The following is a 16,296-nucleotide window of genomic DNA, read 5'->3' on the forward strand; positions in this document are numbered from 1 at the left end:
GCTAACGCGCGTTCGACTGCCATCGTTCTTTAACGTTCCTTGTCATCTTGTGGTTTACATCGAATTGATGATGATCGGTTTTTAGGGGCGAATTGCTGCCACACGGAAAAATAATCTCGCGACGGCCTGCTGAACGGCTGGTTTATGTCGCACCAGCACGGTGCAACGAGCAATCGTTCCGCGTCATATTAATGACATGCCTACTGTATAACCTATTGTTTTGTCGGCACTTTCTTAATATTGTGCGACGCACAAAAAACGCTTGACATTCCTCGTGGGCATCCTAAAATGGGAACCATTGCTGCGATGCACAATACATCGCGGTCCGGGGAGACGATGAATCTGCGTCTCGCCACCCACCCAATGCGGTCCGCACAGACCGGCCGCGATCCAGGAGCGTAAACCATGACTCTGCTGACCCCTGAGCAATTCGCCGCAGCCCAGAAAGCCAACTTCGAAACCCTGTTCGGCCTGACGACCAAAGCATTTGAAGGTGTCGAAAAGCTGGTCGAGCTGAACCTGCAAGTTGTGAAGTCGACGCTCGCCGAAAGCCAGGAAAATGCCCAACGCGCGCTGTCCGTGAAGGACGCGCAGGAACTGCTGGCACTGCAAGCAAGCCTCGCGCAGCCGGTGGCTGAAAAGGCGCTGTCGTATGGCCGCCATGTGTACGAAATCGTTTCGGCAACGCAGGGTGAATTCACCCGCGTCGCGGAAGCGCAATTCGAAGAGCAAAACCGCAAGGTTCAGGCGCTCGTCGAAAACGTCGCCAAGAACGCACCGGCCGGTTCGGAAACCGCTGTCGCCGTGATGAAGTCGGCTATCACCGCCGCCAACACCACGTACGAAACGGTCCACAAGGCAACCCGCCAGGCTGTCGAAATCGCCGAAAGCAACTTCAACGCAGCTGCAACGGCCGCTTCGAAGGCAGCTTCGCAAGCCGCTGCGCAAGCATCGCGCGCCGCCGCCAAGAAGGCCGTCTAAGCTTCACGCGTCAACACGCCAGGCTTTATGCCTCGCGTCGTCTTTCGCGCCGGCCCAGCCTATGCGCTGCGCCGGCGTTATCGCAAGCAACAGCGTCGTGCCGTTGCCGCTTATACGGTTTGATGAGCCGAACGCTCCGATACGTTGCAATGGCGTATCGTTTGCCCGGCCGCCAAGCCGGGATTTTTTTGCCCGCTACCGGCCGCCACGAAAACAGAAACGGCGCGCTCCGACATGGAGCGCGCCGTTTTTCTTTGCCGTACGGCTCGACCGGCTTTGCCGCGCCCGCATGTCGTCACGCAGGCGCGGCGCACCGCGTTACTTCTTCTTGACGGGCGGCAGATCGGTACAGACGCCTTCATACAACTCGGCCGCCATGCCGATCGATTCGCCGAGCGTCGGATGCGGATGGATCGTCTTGCCGATATCCGTTGCGTCCGCGCCCATCTCGATCGCGAGACAGACTTCGCTGATCAGGTCGCCCGCATTCAGACCGACGATACCGCCGCCGATCACGCGATGCGTTTCCTCATCGAACAGCAGCTTCGTGAAGCCCTCGTCGCGACCGTTGGCGATCGCGCGACCCGATGCGGCCCACGGGAACACCGCCTTGCCGAACTTGACGCCTTCGTCTTTCAGCTGGTCTTCCGTCTTGCCGGCCCATGCCACTTCCGGATCGGTGTAGGCCACCGACGGAATCTGCAGCGCGTCGAAGTACGCCTTCTCGCCATGCGCGGCTTCCGCCGCCACGTGGCCTTCATGCACGGCCTTGTGCGCGAGCATCGGCTGACCGACGATGTCGCCGATCGCGAAGATGTGCGGCACATTCGTGCGCTGTTGCTTGTCGACTTCGATGAAGCCGCGATCCGTCGCCGCGACGCCGGCCTTTTCCGCGCCGATCCGCCCGCCGTTCGGCGAGCGGCCGACGGCCACCAGCACGAGGTCGTAGCGTTGCGGCTCGGCCGGCGCCTGCTCGCCCTCGAACGACACGTAGATACCGTCGTCCTTCGCTTCGGCGGCGATGGTCTTGGTCTTCAGCATCACGTTCGCGAAACGCTTGCTGTTGTACTTCTCCCAGACCTTGACCAGATCGCGGTCCGCGCCGGTCATCAGGCCTTCGAGCATTTCGACGACGTCGATCTGCGCGCCGAGCGTCGAGTACACGGTCGCCATTTCAAGACCGATGATGCCGCCGCCGATCACGAGCATGCGCTGCGGAATCTGGCGCAGTTCGAGCGCGCCGGTCGAATCGACGACCCGCGGATCTTCCGGAATGAACGGCAGCTTCACCGCTTCCGAGCCCGCTGCGATGATCGCCTGCTTGAACCTGACGACCTTCTTGCCGCCCTCGGTCTGCACTTCCATGTGGTTCGGATCGACGAACGCACCCGTACCGACCACCACTTCGACCTTGCGCGCCTTCGCCATGCCGGCGAGGCCGCCGGTCAGCTTCTTGACCACGCCGGACTTGAAATCGCGCAGCTTGTCGAGATCGATCTGCGGCTTGCCGAACGTGATGCCGTGCGCGGCAAGATCAGCCGCTTCGTCGATGACGAGCGCGGTGTGCAGCAGCGCCTTCGACGGGATGCAGCCGACGTTCAGACACACGCCGCCGAGCGTCGGATAACGCTCGACCAGCACGGTCTTCATGCCGAGGTCGGCGGAGCGGAACGCGGCCGAATAACCGCCGGGGCCCGAACCAAGCACGAGCATGTCGCACTCGATGTCGGCGCTGCCCGAATAGCTTCCGGCTTGCGCAGCCGCTGCGGCGGCCTTCGGCGCCGCAGCGGCAGGCGCCGGCACGGGAGCCGCCTTCTCGGGCGCTTTCGGCTCCGCAGCGGCCGCAGCCGCGCCGCCCGCCGTTGCCTCGACGAGCGCGATGACCGTGCCCTGCGAGACCTTGTCGCCCGGCTTGATACGCACTTCCTTGACGGTGCCGGCGGTATCGCTCGGCACTTCCATCGACGCCTTGTCGGATTCGAGCGTCAGCAGCGACTGCTCTTTTTCGATGGTGTCGCCCGGCTTGATGTTGACTTCGATGACGTCGACGTCCTTGAAGTCACCGATGTCCGGCACTTTTACTTCGACGAGACTCATGGTGTCCCCTTCTCTTATTGATCGATGATGAGCGGCGCCTTCGACGCGCACAGCACACGCGAGCGCGAACGCGCGGACGGCGCGACGCGGATCGGTCGAAACCATCCGCGCACGCGCCGGCGGACCTCACCAGCCGGTCAAAGAATCACACGCCGGAAATCGGCAAGAATCGAACCGAGGTATGCGTTGAAGCGCGCGGCTTCCGCTCCGTCGATCACGCGATGGTCGTACGACAGCGACAGCGGCATGGTCAGGCGCGGCTCGAACTGCTTGCCGTCCCACACCGGCTTCATCGCGCTGCGCGAAAGGCCGAGAATCGCGACTTCAGGCGCATTGATGATCGGCGTGAAGTGCGTGCCGCCGATACCGCCCAGCGACGAGATCGAGAAGCAGCCGCCCTGCATCTGGTCCGGCTTCAGCTTGCCCTCGCGCGCGGCCTTCGACAGGTCGGCCATTTCCTTCGCGATGTCGACGAGGCCCTTCTTGTCCGCGTCGCGAATCACCGGAACGACGAGGCCGTTTGGCGTGTCCGCGGCAAAACCGATGTGGTAGTACTGCTTGAACACCAGGTTGTCGCCATCGAGGCTCGCGTTGAAGGTCGGGAATTTCTTCAGGGCCGCCACGCAGGCCTTGATCACGAACGCGAGCATCGTGAACTTGACGCCCGCCTTCTCGTGTTCCTTGTTCAGCTTGACGCGCAGCGCTTCGAGCTCGGTGATGTCCGCTTCGTCGTTGTTCGTGACGTGCGGGATCATGACCCAGTTGCGATGCAGGTTCGCGCCCGAGATCTTCTTGATACGCGACAACGGCTTCGGATCGATCGGACCGAACTTCGTGAAGTCGACCTTCGGCCACGGCAGCAGATTCAGCTCGCCACCGCCGGCGGCCGGCGCCGCCGCACCAGCCGGCGCCGCGCGCTGGCCCGTCATCACGCCCTTCACGAACGCGGTCACGTCGGCCTGCGTAATGCGGCCCTTCGGACCCGTGCCCTTCACCTGGCCGACATCGACGCCGAGTTCGCGCGCGAACTTGCGCACCGACGGCGACGCATGGCTCGGATGACGCGAGCCGCCTTCTCCAGCCGGGATCAGCGGCGCCTGCGCGAGCGCGGACGGCGCGGCCGGTGCCGGGGTCGGCGTGGCCGGCGCGTCGAACGGCTTTTCAGTCGGTGCCTTCGCGGCCGGTGCCGGCGCGGGTGCCGGGGCAGCGCCGCCTTCCGCTGCGATCACGACGATGACCGAGCCTTCCGACACGGTATCGCCAACCTTGACCTTCACTTCCTTGACGACGCCGGCGGCCGAGCTGGGCACATCCATGGTCGCCTTGTCGGATTCGAGCGTGACGAGCGACTGTTCCTTCTCGACACGATCGCCGACCTTCACCGCGATCTCGATCACGGGAACGTCTTTGTAGTCGCCGATATCCGGCACCTTGATTTCCTGCACGCCACCGCCTGCTGCCGCGGGCGCGGGCGCCGCAGCGGGAGCTGCCGCCGGCGCAGGAGCAGGAGCCGGTGCGGCGGCCGCCGCCGGCGCGGGCGCCGCGGCAGCGGCGTTGGCGCCTTCCAGCACGATGATCAGCGTGCCTTCGGACACCGCATCGCCGACCTTGACCTTCACTTCCTTGACGACGCCGTCGGCCGAGCTCGGCACGTCCATCGTCGCCTTGTCGGATTCCAGCGTAACGAGCGATTGCTCTTTTTCGACGGTGTCACCCGCCTTCACCAGCACCTCGATCACAGGGACGTCCTTGTAATCGCCGATGTCCGGCACCTTGACTTCGATCGCTTGACTCATTGTTAGTGTCTCCTGGGCCGCGCACGCCGCCGGCCCCTCGCGATGAGGAGCAAGCACGTGCATCGTGGCACACGGGTGATGCCTTAGACGGTCATCGGGTTGGGTTTGGCGGGATCAAGGTTGTACTTCTTGAGCGCCTCGGCGACCACCTTGCGTTCGATCGTGCCTTCGTCCGCCAGCGCGTTCAGCGCGGCGACCGTGACCCAGTAGCGATCGACTTCGAAGAAGTGACGCAGCTTCTCGCGCGTGTCCGAACGGCCATAGCCGTCGGTGCCCAGCACGACGAACTTCTGCGGCACGAACGCGCGGATCTGCTCGGTCAGCGCGCGCACGTAGTCGGTCGATGCGATGACCGGACCCGGCGCATCCTTCAACAGCTTCTCGACGTGCGACAGCTTCTTCTCTTCGGTCGGGTGCAACAGGTTCCAGCGCTGCACTTCGTGACCTTCGCGCGCGAGCTCGGTGAAGCTCGGCACGCTCCACAGGTCGGCGTTGACGCCCCAGTCGTTTTTCAGCAGGTCGGCCGCGGCGATCACTTCGTTGAAGATCGTGCCCGCGCCCATCAGCTGCACGTGCGGCGCCTTTTTATCGGCTGCGGTCTTGCTGAACGAGTACATGCCCTTGATGATGTCGGGCCGCCACGGTCTCGCCCTGCGGGATCGCTGGGTGCTCGTAGTTCTCGTTCATCACGGTGACGTAGTAGTAGACGTCTTCCTGGTCGCCGACCATGCGGCGCAGACCGTCCTGCACGATGACCGCGAGTTCGTAGCCGAACGTCGGGTCGTAGCTGATGCAGTTCGGCACCGAAGCCGCCCACATCAGCGAGTGGCCGTCTTCGTGTTGCAGACCTTCGCCGTTCAGCGTCGTGCGGCCCGCCGTGCCGCCCAGCAGGAAGCCGCGCGAGCGCATGTCGCCAGCGGCCCATGCGAGGTCGCCGATGCGCTGGAAGCCGAACATCGAGTAGAAGATGTAGAACGGGATCATGATCTCGCCGTGCGTCGAGTACGACGTCGCGGCCGCGATCCAGTCGGCCATGCCGCCGGCTTCGTTGATGCCCTCCTGCAGGATCTGACCGGTCTCCGACTCCCGGTAGAACATCAGCTGGTCGGAATCTTCCGGCACGTACTTCTGGCCGTCCTGATTCCAGATACCGATCTGACGGAACAGACCTTCCATACCGAACGTACGCGATTCATCCGGCACGATCGGCACGACGCGCTTGCCGAGCGCCTTGTCCTTCAGCAGGATGTTCAGGATCCGCACGAACGCCATCGTCGTGGAGATCTCGCGGCCTTCGCCCGTGCCCTTGAGCAGCGGCTCGAATGCCGACAGTTCCGGCACCGGCAGCGACTCGGCCTTCTGACGACGCGCCGGCAGATAGCCACCCAGGTCCATGCGCTTCTGGCGCATGTATTCGAGTTCCTTCGAGCCTTCCTCGAACGTCAGGTACGGCACGTCGACGATCTGCTCGTCCGTGATCGGCAAACGGAACTGGTCGCGGAATTTCTTCAGCTGCTCCACCTGCATCTTCTTCTGCTGGTGGGTGATGTTCATCGCCTGGCCGGCTTCGCCCATGCCGTAGCCCTTGATCGTCTTGGCGAGGATGACGGTCGGCTGGCCCTTCGAATTCGACGCTTCCGTGAACGCCGCGTAGATCTTGTGCGGATCATGGCCGCCGCGGTTCAGATTCCAGATGTCGTCGTCGGACCAGTCGGCGACGAGCGCCTTCAGCTCCGGCGTGTTGAAGAAGTGCTCGCGCACGAACGCGCCCGACTCCGACTTGTACGTCTGGTACTCGCCGTCGACCACTTCCATCATGCGACGCATCAGCACGCCCGACTTGTCGCGCGCGAACAGCGCGTCCCAGCGGCTGCCCCAGATGACCTTGATGACGTTCCAGCCCGCGCCGCGGAATTCGCTTTCGAGTTCCTGGATGATCTTGCCGTTGCCGCGCACCGGACCGTCGAGACGCTGCAGGTTGCAGTTGATCACGAACACGAGGTTGTCCAGACGCTCGCGGCCGGCCATACCGATCGCGCCAAGCGATTCCGGCTCGTCCGTTTCGCCGTCGCCGAGGAAGGCCCAGACCTTGCGGCCGTCGGTCTTCGCGATGCCGCGCGCCTGCAGGTACTTCATGAAGCGCGCCTGGTAGATCGCCATGATCGGGCCCAGGCCCATCGACACGGTCGGGAATTGCCAGAAGTCCGGCATCAGCCACGGATGCGGATACGACGAGATGCCCTCGCCGCCGACTTCCTGGCGGAAGTTGTCGAGCTGCTTGTCGGTCAGGCGACCGAGCAGGAACGCGCGCGAGTAGACGCCCGGCGACGAGTGGCCCTGCACGAACACGAGGTCACCGCCATGCTCGGCCGACGGTGCGTGCCAGAAGTGGTTGTAGCCGACGTCGTACAGCGTGGCGGCCGACGCGAACGACGCGATGTGGCCACCGACGTTGGTTTCCTTGCCGGCGCGCAGCACCATCGCCATCGCGTTCCAGCGGGTGTATGAGCGGATACGGTGCTCGATGTCCTGGTCGCCGGGGTTCTTGGCCTGGCGCGCGACCGGAATCGTGTTGATGTAAGGAGTGTTAGCGGAGAACGGCAGATGTTCGCCGTGCACGCGTGCGAATTCGATCTGTTTTTCGATCAGGTAGTGGGCACGGTCAGGGCCAACAGCAGAAATCACGCCATCCAGCGCTTCCAGCCATTCGCCGGTTTCCTGGGGATCGTCGTCTTTATCGGCGGCGACATATTTCATGACTTCGTCGGGTACAGCGGACATGCTCGTCTCCTGGGTATGGGAACGCACTTTTGATCAGACGACGCGGACGCAGGAATGGCCGCGGCAGCTCCGGCCGATTGTAATGAGGGTCCAGACGTCAGCGCAACCAAATTTTCAAATTACGAGATCAATTCTCATAATGCGGCAAATTGCTGCAACGCAACCTGGTTTGACTGCCGATCGACTGATCCGTCGGCTAGTTTGCGCCGATCAACTGCACTTTCCGTGCTTTTTTGCGTCATTTGTCGGGGACGTGCTGAGCTACAATGCCACGCATGTTGACCGAACGGCTCTTCTCTCGCTCGGCGCGCACCGCGGGTTCGCCGGCGGATTCGTCGCCGTCCTCGCGCTGGCACCACGGACCCTGGTGGTCCAATTCCTATTTGCTGACGCCGCTCCTGTCGATCCTGGTGTTCCTGGTCGTCATGAGCCTGATTCTGTGGAGTCTGAACCGGCGCGAGCAGCAACAGCAGGAAGACACGCTGTACCGCAACGTCGCGTGGGCGCAGCAGCAGATCCGCCTGTCGATGACGGGCGCGCAAGAGCAGATCCAGGCACTCGCGCGCGACCTCGCCGCCGGCCATGCCGACGAGCATTCGTTCCAGGTGAGCACCACGGACATCATGCAGGGGCATCCTGAGATCCTCTACATGAACTGGTACACGGGCCAGCAGCAGCCGCGCTGGCCCAACGCCGCGCCGCCGGTGCTCGGCCAGCGGCTCGCGCGTCCGAACGACGCGCAGATGGACGAAGCTGTCAAGGCCGGCTTCGCCGAGGCGCGCAACACGCGCCGCCAGGTGTACTCGCCGCTCATCTACGACGACCTCGGCAACGGCTTCATCACGCTGCAAACGCCGATCTTCCGCGATCGCGATTTCCTCGGCACCATCGCCGCGGTGTTCTCGGTGGAAGGCATTCTGAAGCGCGACATCCCGCCCGAGCTGTCGGCCAAATACAAGATCTCGATCATCGACGTGAACAACCGCGAGTTGACCACCACGTCGACCCGCCCGCGCCTGCCGCGCGACATGTTCTACGACCTGCCGCTCGACCCGCCGGGCCAGGGCATCTCGGTGCGCGTGTACGCGTTCCCGCAGATCACCAACTTCACGAACAACACGCTGGTGTGGCTGGTGGCCGGCCTCTCCTGCTTCGTACTGTGGAGCCTGTGGAGTCTGTGGAAGCACACGCGCCAGCGCTTCGAGGCACAGCAGGCGCTCTACGCGGAAGCGTTTTTCCGCCGCGCGATGGAAAACTCGGTGCTGATCGGCATGCGCGTGCTCGACATGCACGGCCGCATCACGCACGTGAACCCGGCGTTCTGCCGCATGACCGGCTGGGACGAAAGCGACCTCGTCGGCAAGAGCGCGCCGTTCGCCTACTGGCCGCGCGACGCATACCCCGAGATGCAGCGTCAGCTCGACATGACGCTGCGCGGCAAGGCGCCCTCGTCCGGCTTCGAGCTGCGCGTGCGGCGCAAGGACAGCTCGACGTTCCACGCGCGGCTCTACGTGTCGCCGCTGATCGACAGCTCGGGCCGCCAGACCGGCTGGATGTCGTCGATGACCGACATCACCGAGCCGAAGCGCGCGCGCGAAGAGCTCGCCGCCGCCCACGAACGCTTCACGACCGTGCTCGAAAGCCTCGATGCGGCGGTGTCCGTGCTCGCCGCCGACGAAGCCGAGCTGCTGTTCGCGAACCGCTATTACCGGCATCTGTTCGGCATCCGCCCGGACGGCCACCTCGAACTCGCGGGCGGCGGCTTCGACGCCTCGCAGGCGTCGTCCGATTCGATCGACATGGTCGACACCTTCGTCGGCCTGCCCGCCGCCGCGCTGACCGACAGCGCCGCCGACGCGCAGGAAATCTACATCCCCGGCATCCAGAAGTGGTTCGAGGTACGGCGCCAGTACATCCAGTGGGTCGACGGCCATCTCGCGCAGATGCAGATCGCGACCGACATCACGACCCGCAAGCGCGCGCAGGAACTCGCGCGCCAGCAGGACGAGAAGCTGCAGTTCACGAGCCGCCTGATGACGATGGGTGAAATGGCCTCGTCGCTCGCGCACGAACTGAACCAGCCGCTCGCCGCCATCAATAACTATTGCTCCGGAACCGTCGCACTGGTTAAATCCGGTCGAACGACGCCCGACAATCTGCTGCCGGTGCTCGAAAAGACCGCGCAGCAGGCGGTGCGCGCCGGCATGATCATCAAGCGTATCCGCGAGTTCGTGAAGCGCAGCGAGCCGAAGCGGCAGGCCACGCGGGTCGCGGATATCGTCGCGGACGCGGTGGGTCTCGCCGAAATCGAGGCAAGGAAGCGGCGCATTCGCATCGTTACCGATCTGCGCTCGCGGCTGCCGGTGATCTACGTCGATCCGGTGCTGATCGAGCAGGTGCTCGTGAACCTGCTGAAGAACGGCGTCGAAGCGATGGCCGAAGCGCGCCCGAACGCGGTCGACCCAGTCATCCGCGTGGTCGTGCGACTGGAGAGCGGCTTCGTCTGCATCAGCGTCGTCGACCAGGGGCCCGGCGTCGACGAAGCGACCGCCGAGCGTCTGTTCGAACCGTTTTACAGCACCAAGTCCGATGGCATGGGCATGGGGCTGAACATTTGCCGTTCGATTATCGAATCGCACCGAGGCCGTCTGTGGGTGGTCAACAACGTCGAATCCGACGGCCACATCACGGGCGCCACGTTCCATTGCAGTCTGCCCATTGGGGAGCCTGACGGCCCGAGCAACGGCGGGTCCGAGGCGCCGATACCACAAACCGTTACGGGAGAGCTATGAACAGCCCAGTCACCACACAGGAAACCGTCTTTGTCGTCGACGACGACGAGGCCGTGCGAGATTCGCTGCGCTGGCTGCTGGAGGCGAACGGCTACCGCGTTCAGTGCTTCTCGAGCGCCGAGCAGTTCATCGACGCATGGCAGCCGCATCAGCATCCGGGCCAGATCGCGTGTCTGATCCTCGACGTGCGGATGTCCGGCATGAGCGGGCTAGAGTTGCAGGAACGCCTGATCGCCGACAACGCGTCGTTGCCGATCATCTTCGTGACGGGCCACGGCGACGTGCCGATGGCGGTGTCGACGATGAAAAAAGGCGCGATGGACTTCATCGAAAAGCCGTTCGACGAAGCCGAACTGCGCAAGCTTGTCGAGCGCATGCTCGACAAGGCACGCAGCGAAAGCACCAGCGTCCAGCAGCAGCGCGCCGCGGCCGAGCGCCTCGGCAAGTTGACCGCGCGCGAGCATCAGGTGCTCGAGCGGATCATCGCGGGCCGCCTGAACAAGCAGATCGCCGACGACCTCGGCATCAGCATCAAGACGGTCGAAGCGCATCGCGCGAACATCATGGAAAAGCTGAACGTCAACACGGTCGCCGATCTGCTGCGACTCGCGCTGTCGAACAAGCCGCAAACGGCGCAGTAACAGAGGCACGGGCGGCCCTTCGTTCGGAGGGGCCGTTGGTACGTGGCCGCCATCCGTGGCGGTTGCGTCGCCGGTTCGCGACGGCGTGACCGACGCCGAGTCCGGCGTGCGCGTGGCGTGCGAGCGGCCTGCCCCGCCGCTCGCAGTGCGCTTCCTGGCCGCCACAGGACCGCCGCCTCACATCCCGGACGCTCCCACGCGCGCCGCGCGCCCCGAATCCACTGCGAAAGCGCGCCCCCGCGCCGGTATAATGTCGGACTTCGCAGCGGCACCTTGCCCGAACCGGCAGCGCGCCTGTCGCAGGGCGACGGGGCTCCGTCAGCCAGCCGAAGCACGCCGTCGCGCGCCCCTCCGCGCGAGCGCTTCGCCCCGCCTGCCAAACCGTCTGTCCCGACCTGATTCCCGATCCCAATCTCGACCCAACGTTCGACCGACCATGACTGCCAAACTGATCGACGGCCTCGCCCTCTCCAAGACCCTGCGCGCCGACGTCGCGGCGCGCGCCGCCGCCCTGACCGCCCGCGGCCATCAGCCGGGCCTCGCCGTGATTCTGGTCGGCGACAATCCGGCCAGCGAAGTGTATGTGCGCAACAAGGTGAAGGCCTGCCACGACAACGGCCTCGGCTCGTCGTTTGACCGCTATCCGGCCGATCTGCCCGAAGCCGACCTGCTCGCGCGCATCGACGAGCTGAATCGCGATCCGGCCATCCACGGCATTCTCGTGCAGCTGCCGCTGCCGAAGCACATCGACAGCCACAAGGTGATCGAGGCGATCGCGCCCGAGAAGGACGTCGACGGTTTCCACGTCGCCAATGCGGGCGCGCTGATGACGGGTCAGCCGCTGTTCCGTCCGTGCACGCCGTACGGCGTGATGAAGATGTTCGCGGCCTACGGCATCGATCTGAAGGGCGCGAACGCGGTCGTGATCGGCCGCTCGAACATCGTCGGCAAGCCGATGGCGCTGCTGCTGCTCGAAGCGGGCGCGACCGTCACGATCTGCCACAGCAAGACGCGCGATCTGGCCGCGCACACGCGCAACGCCGACGTCGTGGTCGCCGCGACCGGTCTGCGCAACATCCTGACCGCGGACATGGTGAAGCCGGGCGCGACCGTGATCGACGTCGGCATGAATCGCGACGACGCCGGCAAGCTGTGCGGCGACGTCGACTTCGCGGGTGTCAAGGAAGTGGCCGGCCATATCACGCCGGTGCCGGGCGGCGTCGGCCCGATGACGATCACGATGCTGCTCGTCAACACGATCGAAGCGGCCGAGCGCGAGGCGGGCGCGGCCAAGGCGTAACCGCCGGGCGGTGAGCGCGAGGCGGAGTGAGGCGAGTCATCCGTCTCGTCCACCGGGTCATCACCCGCCCTTCTCTCTCGCAGAAGCACCACCTCCTTACCGCGTCGCCGGATCCCACGGCCCACGCCCTGCCCCAACGCGCGCCCAACGCGCCGCAACATCTGTTAATTTGTCAGCCGATGGATTGGAATCGGCGCCCCCCGCCCCAATAATGTCCGTAGCCGGTGCCGCCATGCGCCATGCGCCGGGCGCCGGGCGTCGAGCGACCCAGCACGAGACGGCACGCGCGAGCGCCGCACCGCCCCCTTCACCCGCGTCAGACAGGAAGCCTTATGTCCACTACCGCCACGCATCAAGACAACCCGCTCCTCGATTTTTCCGATCTGCCGCGCTTTGGCTCCATCCGACCCGAACACGTGACGCCCGCCCTCGACGTGCTGCTCGCTGACGCGGCGGCCGCCGTCGAGCGTGCCGCGTTGCCGGCCACGCCCGCGTCGTGGGCCGACGTCGTCGAACCGGTCGAGCGCGCCACCGAGCCGCTGTCGCGCGCGTGGAGCGTGATCGGTCATCTCAATGCCGTCGCCGATACGCCCGAGCTACGCGCCGTGTACGGCGAAAACCTGCCGCGCGTGACCGAGTTCTGGTCGAGCGTCGGCCAGAATCTCGCGCTCTACGAGAAGTACAAGGCACTGAACGCCAGCGACGAATTCGCATCGCTGAACGGCGAACGCAAGAAGATCCTCAGCAACGCGCTGCGTGATTTCCGTTTGTCGGGCGCCGAGTTGCCGGAAGACCAGAAGCCGCGTTTCGCCGAATTGCAGGAGCGCCAGGCGGGGCTGTCGAAGGCGTTTTCGGATCACGTGCTCGATGCGACCAACGCGTATGCGTACATCGTCGATGCGGGCAACGAAACGCAACTGGCGGGACTGCCCGAAGACGTGATCGAAGCCGCGAAGGAAGCCGGCGAGCGAGACGGCAAGACTGGCTACAAGTTCACGCTGCACTTCCCGTCTTATTTCCCGGTCATGCAGTACTCGGAAAACCGTCCGATGCGCGAAGCGATGTATCGCGCCTATGTGACGCGCGCGTCCGAGCTCGGCGCGCAATACGGCAACGGCAAGACCGCGTGGGACAACACCCAGGTGCTCGCCGACGAACTGAAGCTGCGCGCCGAAGAAGCGCAGATGCTCGGCTACGGCAACTTCGCCGAAGTCTCGCTCGCGCCGAAGATGGCCGAATCGCCGGCGCAGGTAATGGCCTTCCTCGAAGACCTCGCGACGCGCGCGCGTCCGCATGCCGAGCGGGACTGGAAAGAGCTGCGCGAATTTGCCGCGAGCGAACTCGGCATGACCGATCTGCAGCCGTGGGACATGACGTTCGCCGCCGAGCGCCTGCGCCAGAAGCGCTATTCGTTCTCGGAAAACGAAGTGAAGCAGTACTTCCCGGAAGACGCGGTGTTCAAGGGCCTGTTCAAGGTCACCGAGACGCTGTTTGGCGTGCGCATCCGCCGCGACGAAGCGGCCGTCTGGCATCCGGACGTGCGCTTCTTCCGCGTCGAGAATCAGGACGGCGGCCTCGTCGCGCAGTTCTATCTCGACCTGTATGCACGCGAAGGCAAGCGCGGCGGCGCCTGGATGGATGACGCGCGCGGCCGTCACAAGCTCGCGCATGGCGCGGTGCAAACGCCGGTCGCGTATCTGACCTGTAATTTCTCGGCGCCGGTCGGCGGCAAGCCCGCCTGCTTCACGCACGACGAAGTGATCACGCTGTTCCATGAGTTCGGCCACGGCTTGCATCACATGCTCACGCGCGTCGATGAGCTCGGCGTGTCGGGCATCAACGGCGTCGAATGGGATGCGGTCGAGCTGCCTTCGCAGTTCATGGAGAACTTCTGCTGGGAGTGGGACGTGCTGTCCGACATGACCTCGCACGTCGATACCGCGAAGCCGCTGCCGCGCGAGCTGTTCGACAAGATGCTCGCCGCGAAGAACTTCCAGAGCGGCCTCGGCACGCTGCGGCAGATCGTGTTCTCGATGTTCGACATGCAACTGCATACCGGCTTCGACTCGAACGGCGCGAAGAGCGCCAACGAACTCGCGCGCGAAATCAACGAACGCTTCCACGTCGTGCCGCAAGCGCCGTTCTCGCGCTGGCCGAATACGTTCAGCCATATTTTCGCGGGCGGTTACGCGGCCGGCTACTACAGCTACAAGTGGGCCGAAGTGCTGTCGGCCGACGCGTATGCTGCGTTCGAGGAAGCCGCGCAAGCGGCGGGCAGCGTGCTCGATCGGACGACCGGCATGCGCTATCGTCGCGAGATTCTCGAAGTGGGCGGCAGCCGTCCGGCGATGGAATCGTTCAAGGCGTTCCGTGGCCGCGAGCCGAATATCGATGCGCTGCTGCGGCATAACGGCATGGCGCCGGGTGCCGCGCACTGAGCGATTGAAACGTCGCGATGATCGTTCGTTCGGCCTTGATGCGATGGCGCTGAATGAACGATGCCGATAGAAAAACCGGCGGTCTGCTCGCGCAGGCCGCCGGTTTGTCATTGATGCGCGAGATACGTCGCTACGCGCGATGCAGCTTGAAATCGACCTGCTCAGGCCGCCCTTCGAGCGATAACGACACGCTCGCGGCCGGCGCGCGGCCGACCACCCTGCCCCGGCTCACCACCACGAGCCGCGCGGCGCGCAGACGGATCGCCTCGAGCTCGTCGCGCGCATCGAGCACGACGAGATTGGCCGCGCATCCGGGCGCGATGCCATAGTCTTCCAGACCGAGAATGCGCGCCGCGTTCACGGTCACCGCGTCGAAACAGGCGTGCATGCCGTCGACGCTGGTCATCTGCGCAACATGCAGGCCCATCTGCGCGACTTCGAGCATGTCGGCCGAACCGAGGCTGTACCACGGGTCCATCACGCAGTCGTGGCCGAACGCGACCGTGATGCCCGCGGCCAGCATCTCCGGCACCCGCGTCATGCCGCGCCGTTTCGGGTACGTGTCGCTGCGGCCTTGCAGCGTGATGTTGATCAGCGGATTCGCGATCGCCGCGACGCCCGACTCGCGAATCAACGGCAACAGCTTGCTCACGTAGTAGTTGTCCATCGAATGCATCGACGTCAGGTGCGAACCGGCGACACGTCCGTGCAGGCCGAGCCGGTGCGTTTCGGCCGCGAGCGTTTCGATGTGGCGCGATAGCGGATCGTCCGATTCGTCGCAATGCATGTCGACGCGCAGGCCCTTTTCGGCCGCGTACTCGCACAGCATGCGCACCGACTGCGCGCCGTCGGCCATCGTCCGCTCGAAATGCGGAATGCCGCCGACCACGTCGACGCCCATGTCGATCGCGCGCTTCAGATTATCGAACGCACCGGCGCTGCGCAGCAGACCGTCTTGCGGGAAGGCAACCAATTGCAGATCGAGATACGGCGCGACGCGGCGCTTCACTTCGAGCAATGCCTCGACCGCGAGCAGACGCGGATCGCACACGTCGACGTGGCTGCGGATCGCGAGCAGGCCGCGCGCGACCGCCCAATCGCAATACTGCATCGCGCGTTCGATCAACGCTTGCTGCGTGAGCTCGGGCTTCAGCTCGCCCCATAGCGCGATGCCTTCGAGCAGCGTGCCCGACGCGTTCACGCGCGGCAAACCGTACGACAGCGTCGCGTCCATATGGAAATGCGGGTCGACGAACGGCGGCGTGACGAGCGAACCGGCCGCGTCGATTTCGTCGCGCGCGCTCGCGGCCAGGTTCGGCTCGATGGCGACGATACGGCCCGCGTCGATGCCGATGTCGACTGGGGACTGGTGATGCGGGGACAGCTGGGCGGCACTGCGCGGCAGCGTCGCGTGGCGGATGATCAGATCCATGTTCGCTCCGGTTGATCGCATTCGGACTCGCTACGATT

At 64.6% G+C, this 16,296-nt stretch carries 8 protein-coding genes and 1 pseudogene; 5 read left to right on the forward strand and 4 right to left on the reverse strand.

Features of this window, described 5'->3' with window-relative positions:
* Window positions 1-405 precede the first annotated feature (405 nt).
* A complete protein-coding gene (locus OKW41_RS33550; RefSeq protein WP_013089827.1) occupies window positions 406-981 on the forward strand; it encodes a phasin family protein in 576 nt (191 codons plus the stop codon).
* 318 nt (window positions 982-1,299) lie between these two features.
* Here OKW41_RS33550 and lpdA read toward each other — a convergent pair whose 3' ends face one another.
* The 3 genes and pseudogenes from lpdA to aceE form a co-directional block, all read right to left on the reverse strand.
* The gene (gene lpdA, locus OKW41_RS33555; RefSeq protein ID WP_429575281.1) at window positions 1,300-3,078 is read right to left on the reverse strand and encodes a dihydrolipoyl dehydrogenase; all 1,779 of its coding nucleotides are present in this window, start codon (window positions 3,076-3,078) and stop codon (window positions 1,300-1,302) included.
* Window positions 3,079-3,215: 137 nt separating this feature from the next.
* Window positions 3,216-4,874: a dihydrolipoyllysine-residue acetyltransferase gene (aceF, locus tag OKW41_RS33560; protein ID WP_429575282.1), complete on the reverse strand. Its 1,659-nt coding sequence runs from the start codon at window positions 4,872-4,874 to the stop codon at window positions 3,216-3,218.
* An 83-nt stretch (window positions 4,875-4,957) separates the two neighbouring features.
* Window positions 4,958-7,655 (reverse strand): annotated as a pseudogene (gene aceE / locus OKW41_RS33565) (pyruvate dehydrogenase (acetyl-transferring), homodimeric type).
* A gap of 275 nt (window positions 7,656-7,930) precedes the next feature.
* On the opposite strand from aceE, the gene fixL reads away from it, so the two are divergent.
* The 4 genes from fixL to OKW41_RS33585 all read left to right on the forward strand — a co-directional run bounded on the left by fixL (window position 7,931) and on the right by OKW41_RS33585 (window position 14,826).
* Window positions 7,931-10,447, forward strand: a complete 2,517-nt coding sequence (gene fixL / locus OKW41_RS33570) for an oxygen sensor histidine kinase FixL (protein ID WP_429576524.1) — start codon at window positions 7,931-7,933, stop codon at window positions 10,445-10,447.
* Entirely contained in the window at window positions 10,444-11,088 is a 645-nt protein-coding gene (fixJ, locus tag OKW41_RS33575; protein WP_062129599.1) for an oxygen response regulator transcription factor FixJ, read from the forward strand. Before fixL ends, fixJ begins: the two co-directional genes overlap by 4 nt.
* Window positions 11,089-11,524: 436 nt before the next feature.
* Window positions 11,525-12,388, forward strand: a complete 864-nt coding sequence (gene folD / locus OKW41_RS33580) for a bifunctional methylenetetrahydrofolate dehydrogenase/methenyltetrahydrofolate cyclohydrolase FolD (RefSeq protein WP_429450431.1) — start codon at window positions 11,525-11,527, stop codon at window positions 12,386-12,388.
* Window positions 12,389-12,720: 332 nt separating this feature from the next.
* Window positions 12,721-14,826 carry a M3 family metallopeptidase gene (locus tag OKW41_RS33585; RefSeq protein ID WP_429575283.1) on the forward strand — a complete coding sequence of 702 codons (2,106 nt, stop codon included), beginning with the start codon at window positions 12,721-12,723 and terminating at the stop codon, window positions 14,824-14,826.
* Window positions 14,827-14,956: 130 nt separating this feature from the next.
* On the opposite strand, the gene OKW41_RS33590 is transcribed toward OKW41_RS33585, so the two are convergent.
* Window positions 14,957-16,258: an amidohydrolase family protein gene (locus tag OKW41_RS33590; RefSeq protein WP_184057358.1), complete on the reverse strand. Its 1,302-nt coding sequence runs from the start codon at window positions 16,256-16,258 to the stop codon at window positions 14,957-14,959.
* Window positions 16,259-16,296: the final 38 nt, after the last annotated feature.

It is taken from the genome of Paraburkholderia sp. UCT70 (assembly GCF_050434085.1).
Lineage (GTDB): Bacteria > Pseudomonadota > Gammaproteobacteria > Burkholderiales > Burkholderiaceae > Paraburkholderia > Paraburkholderia tuberum.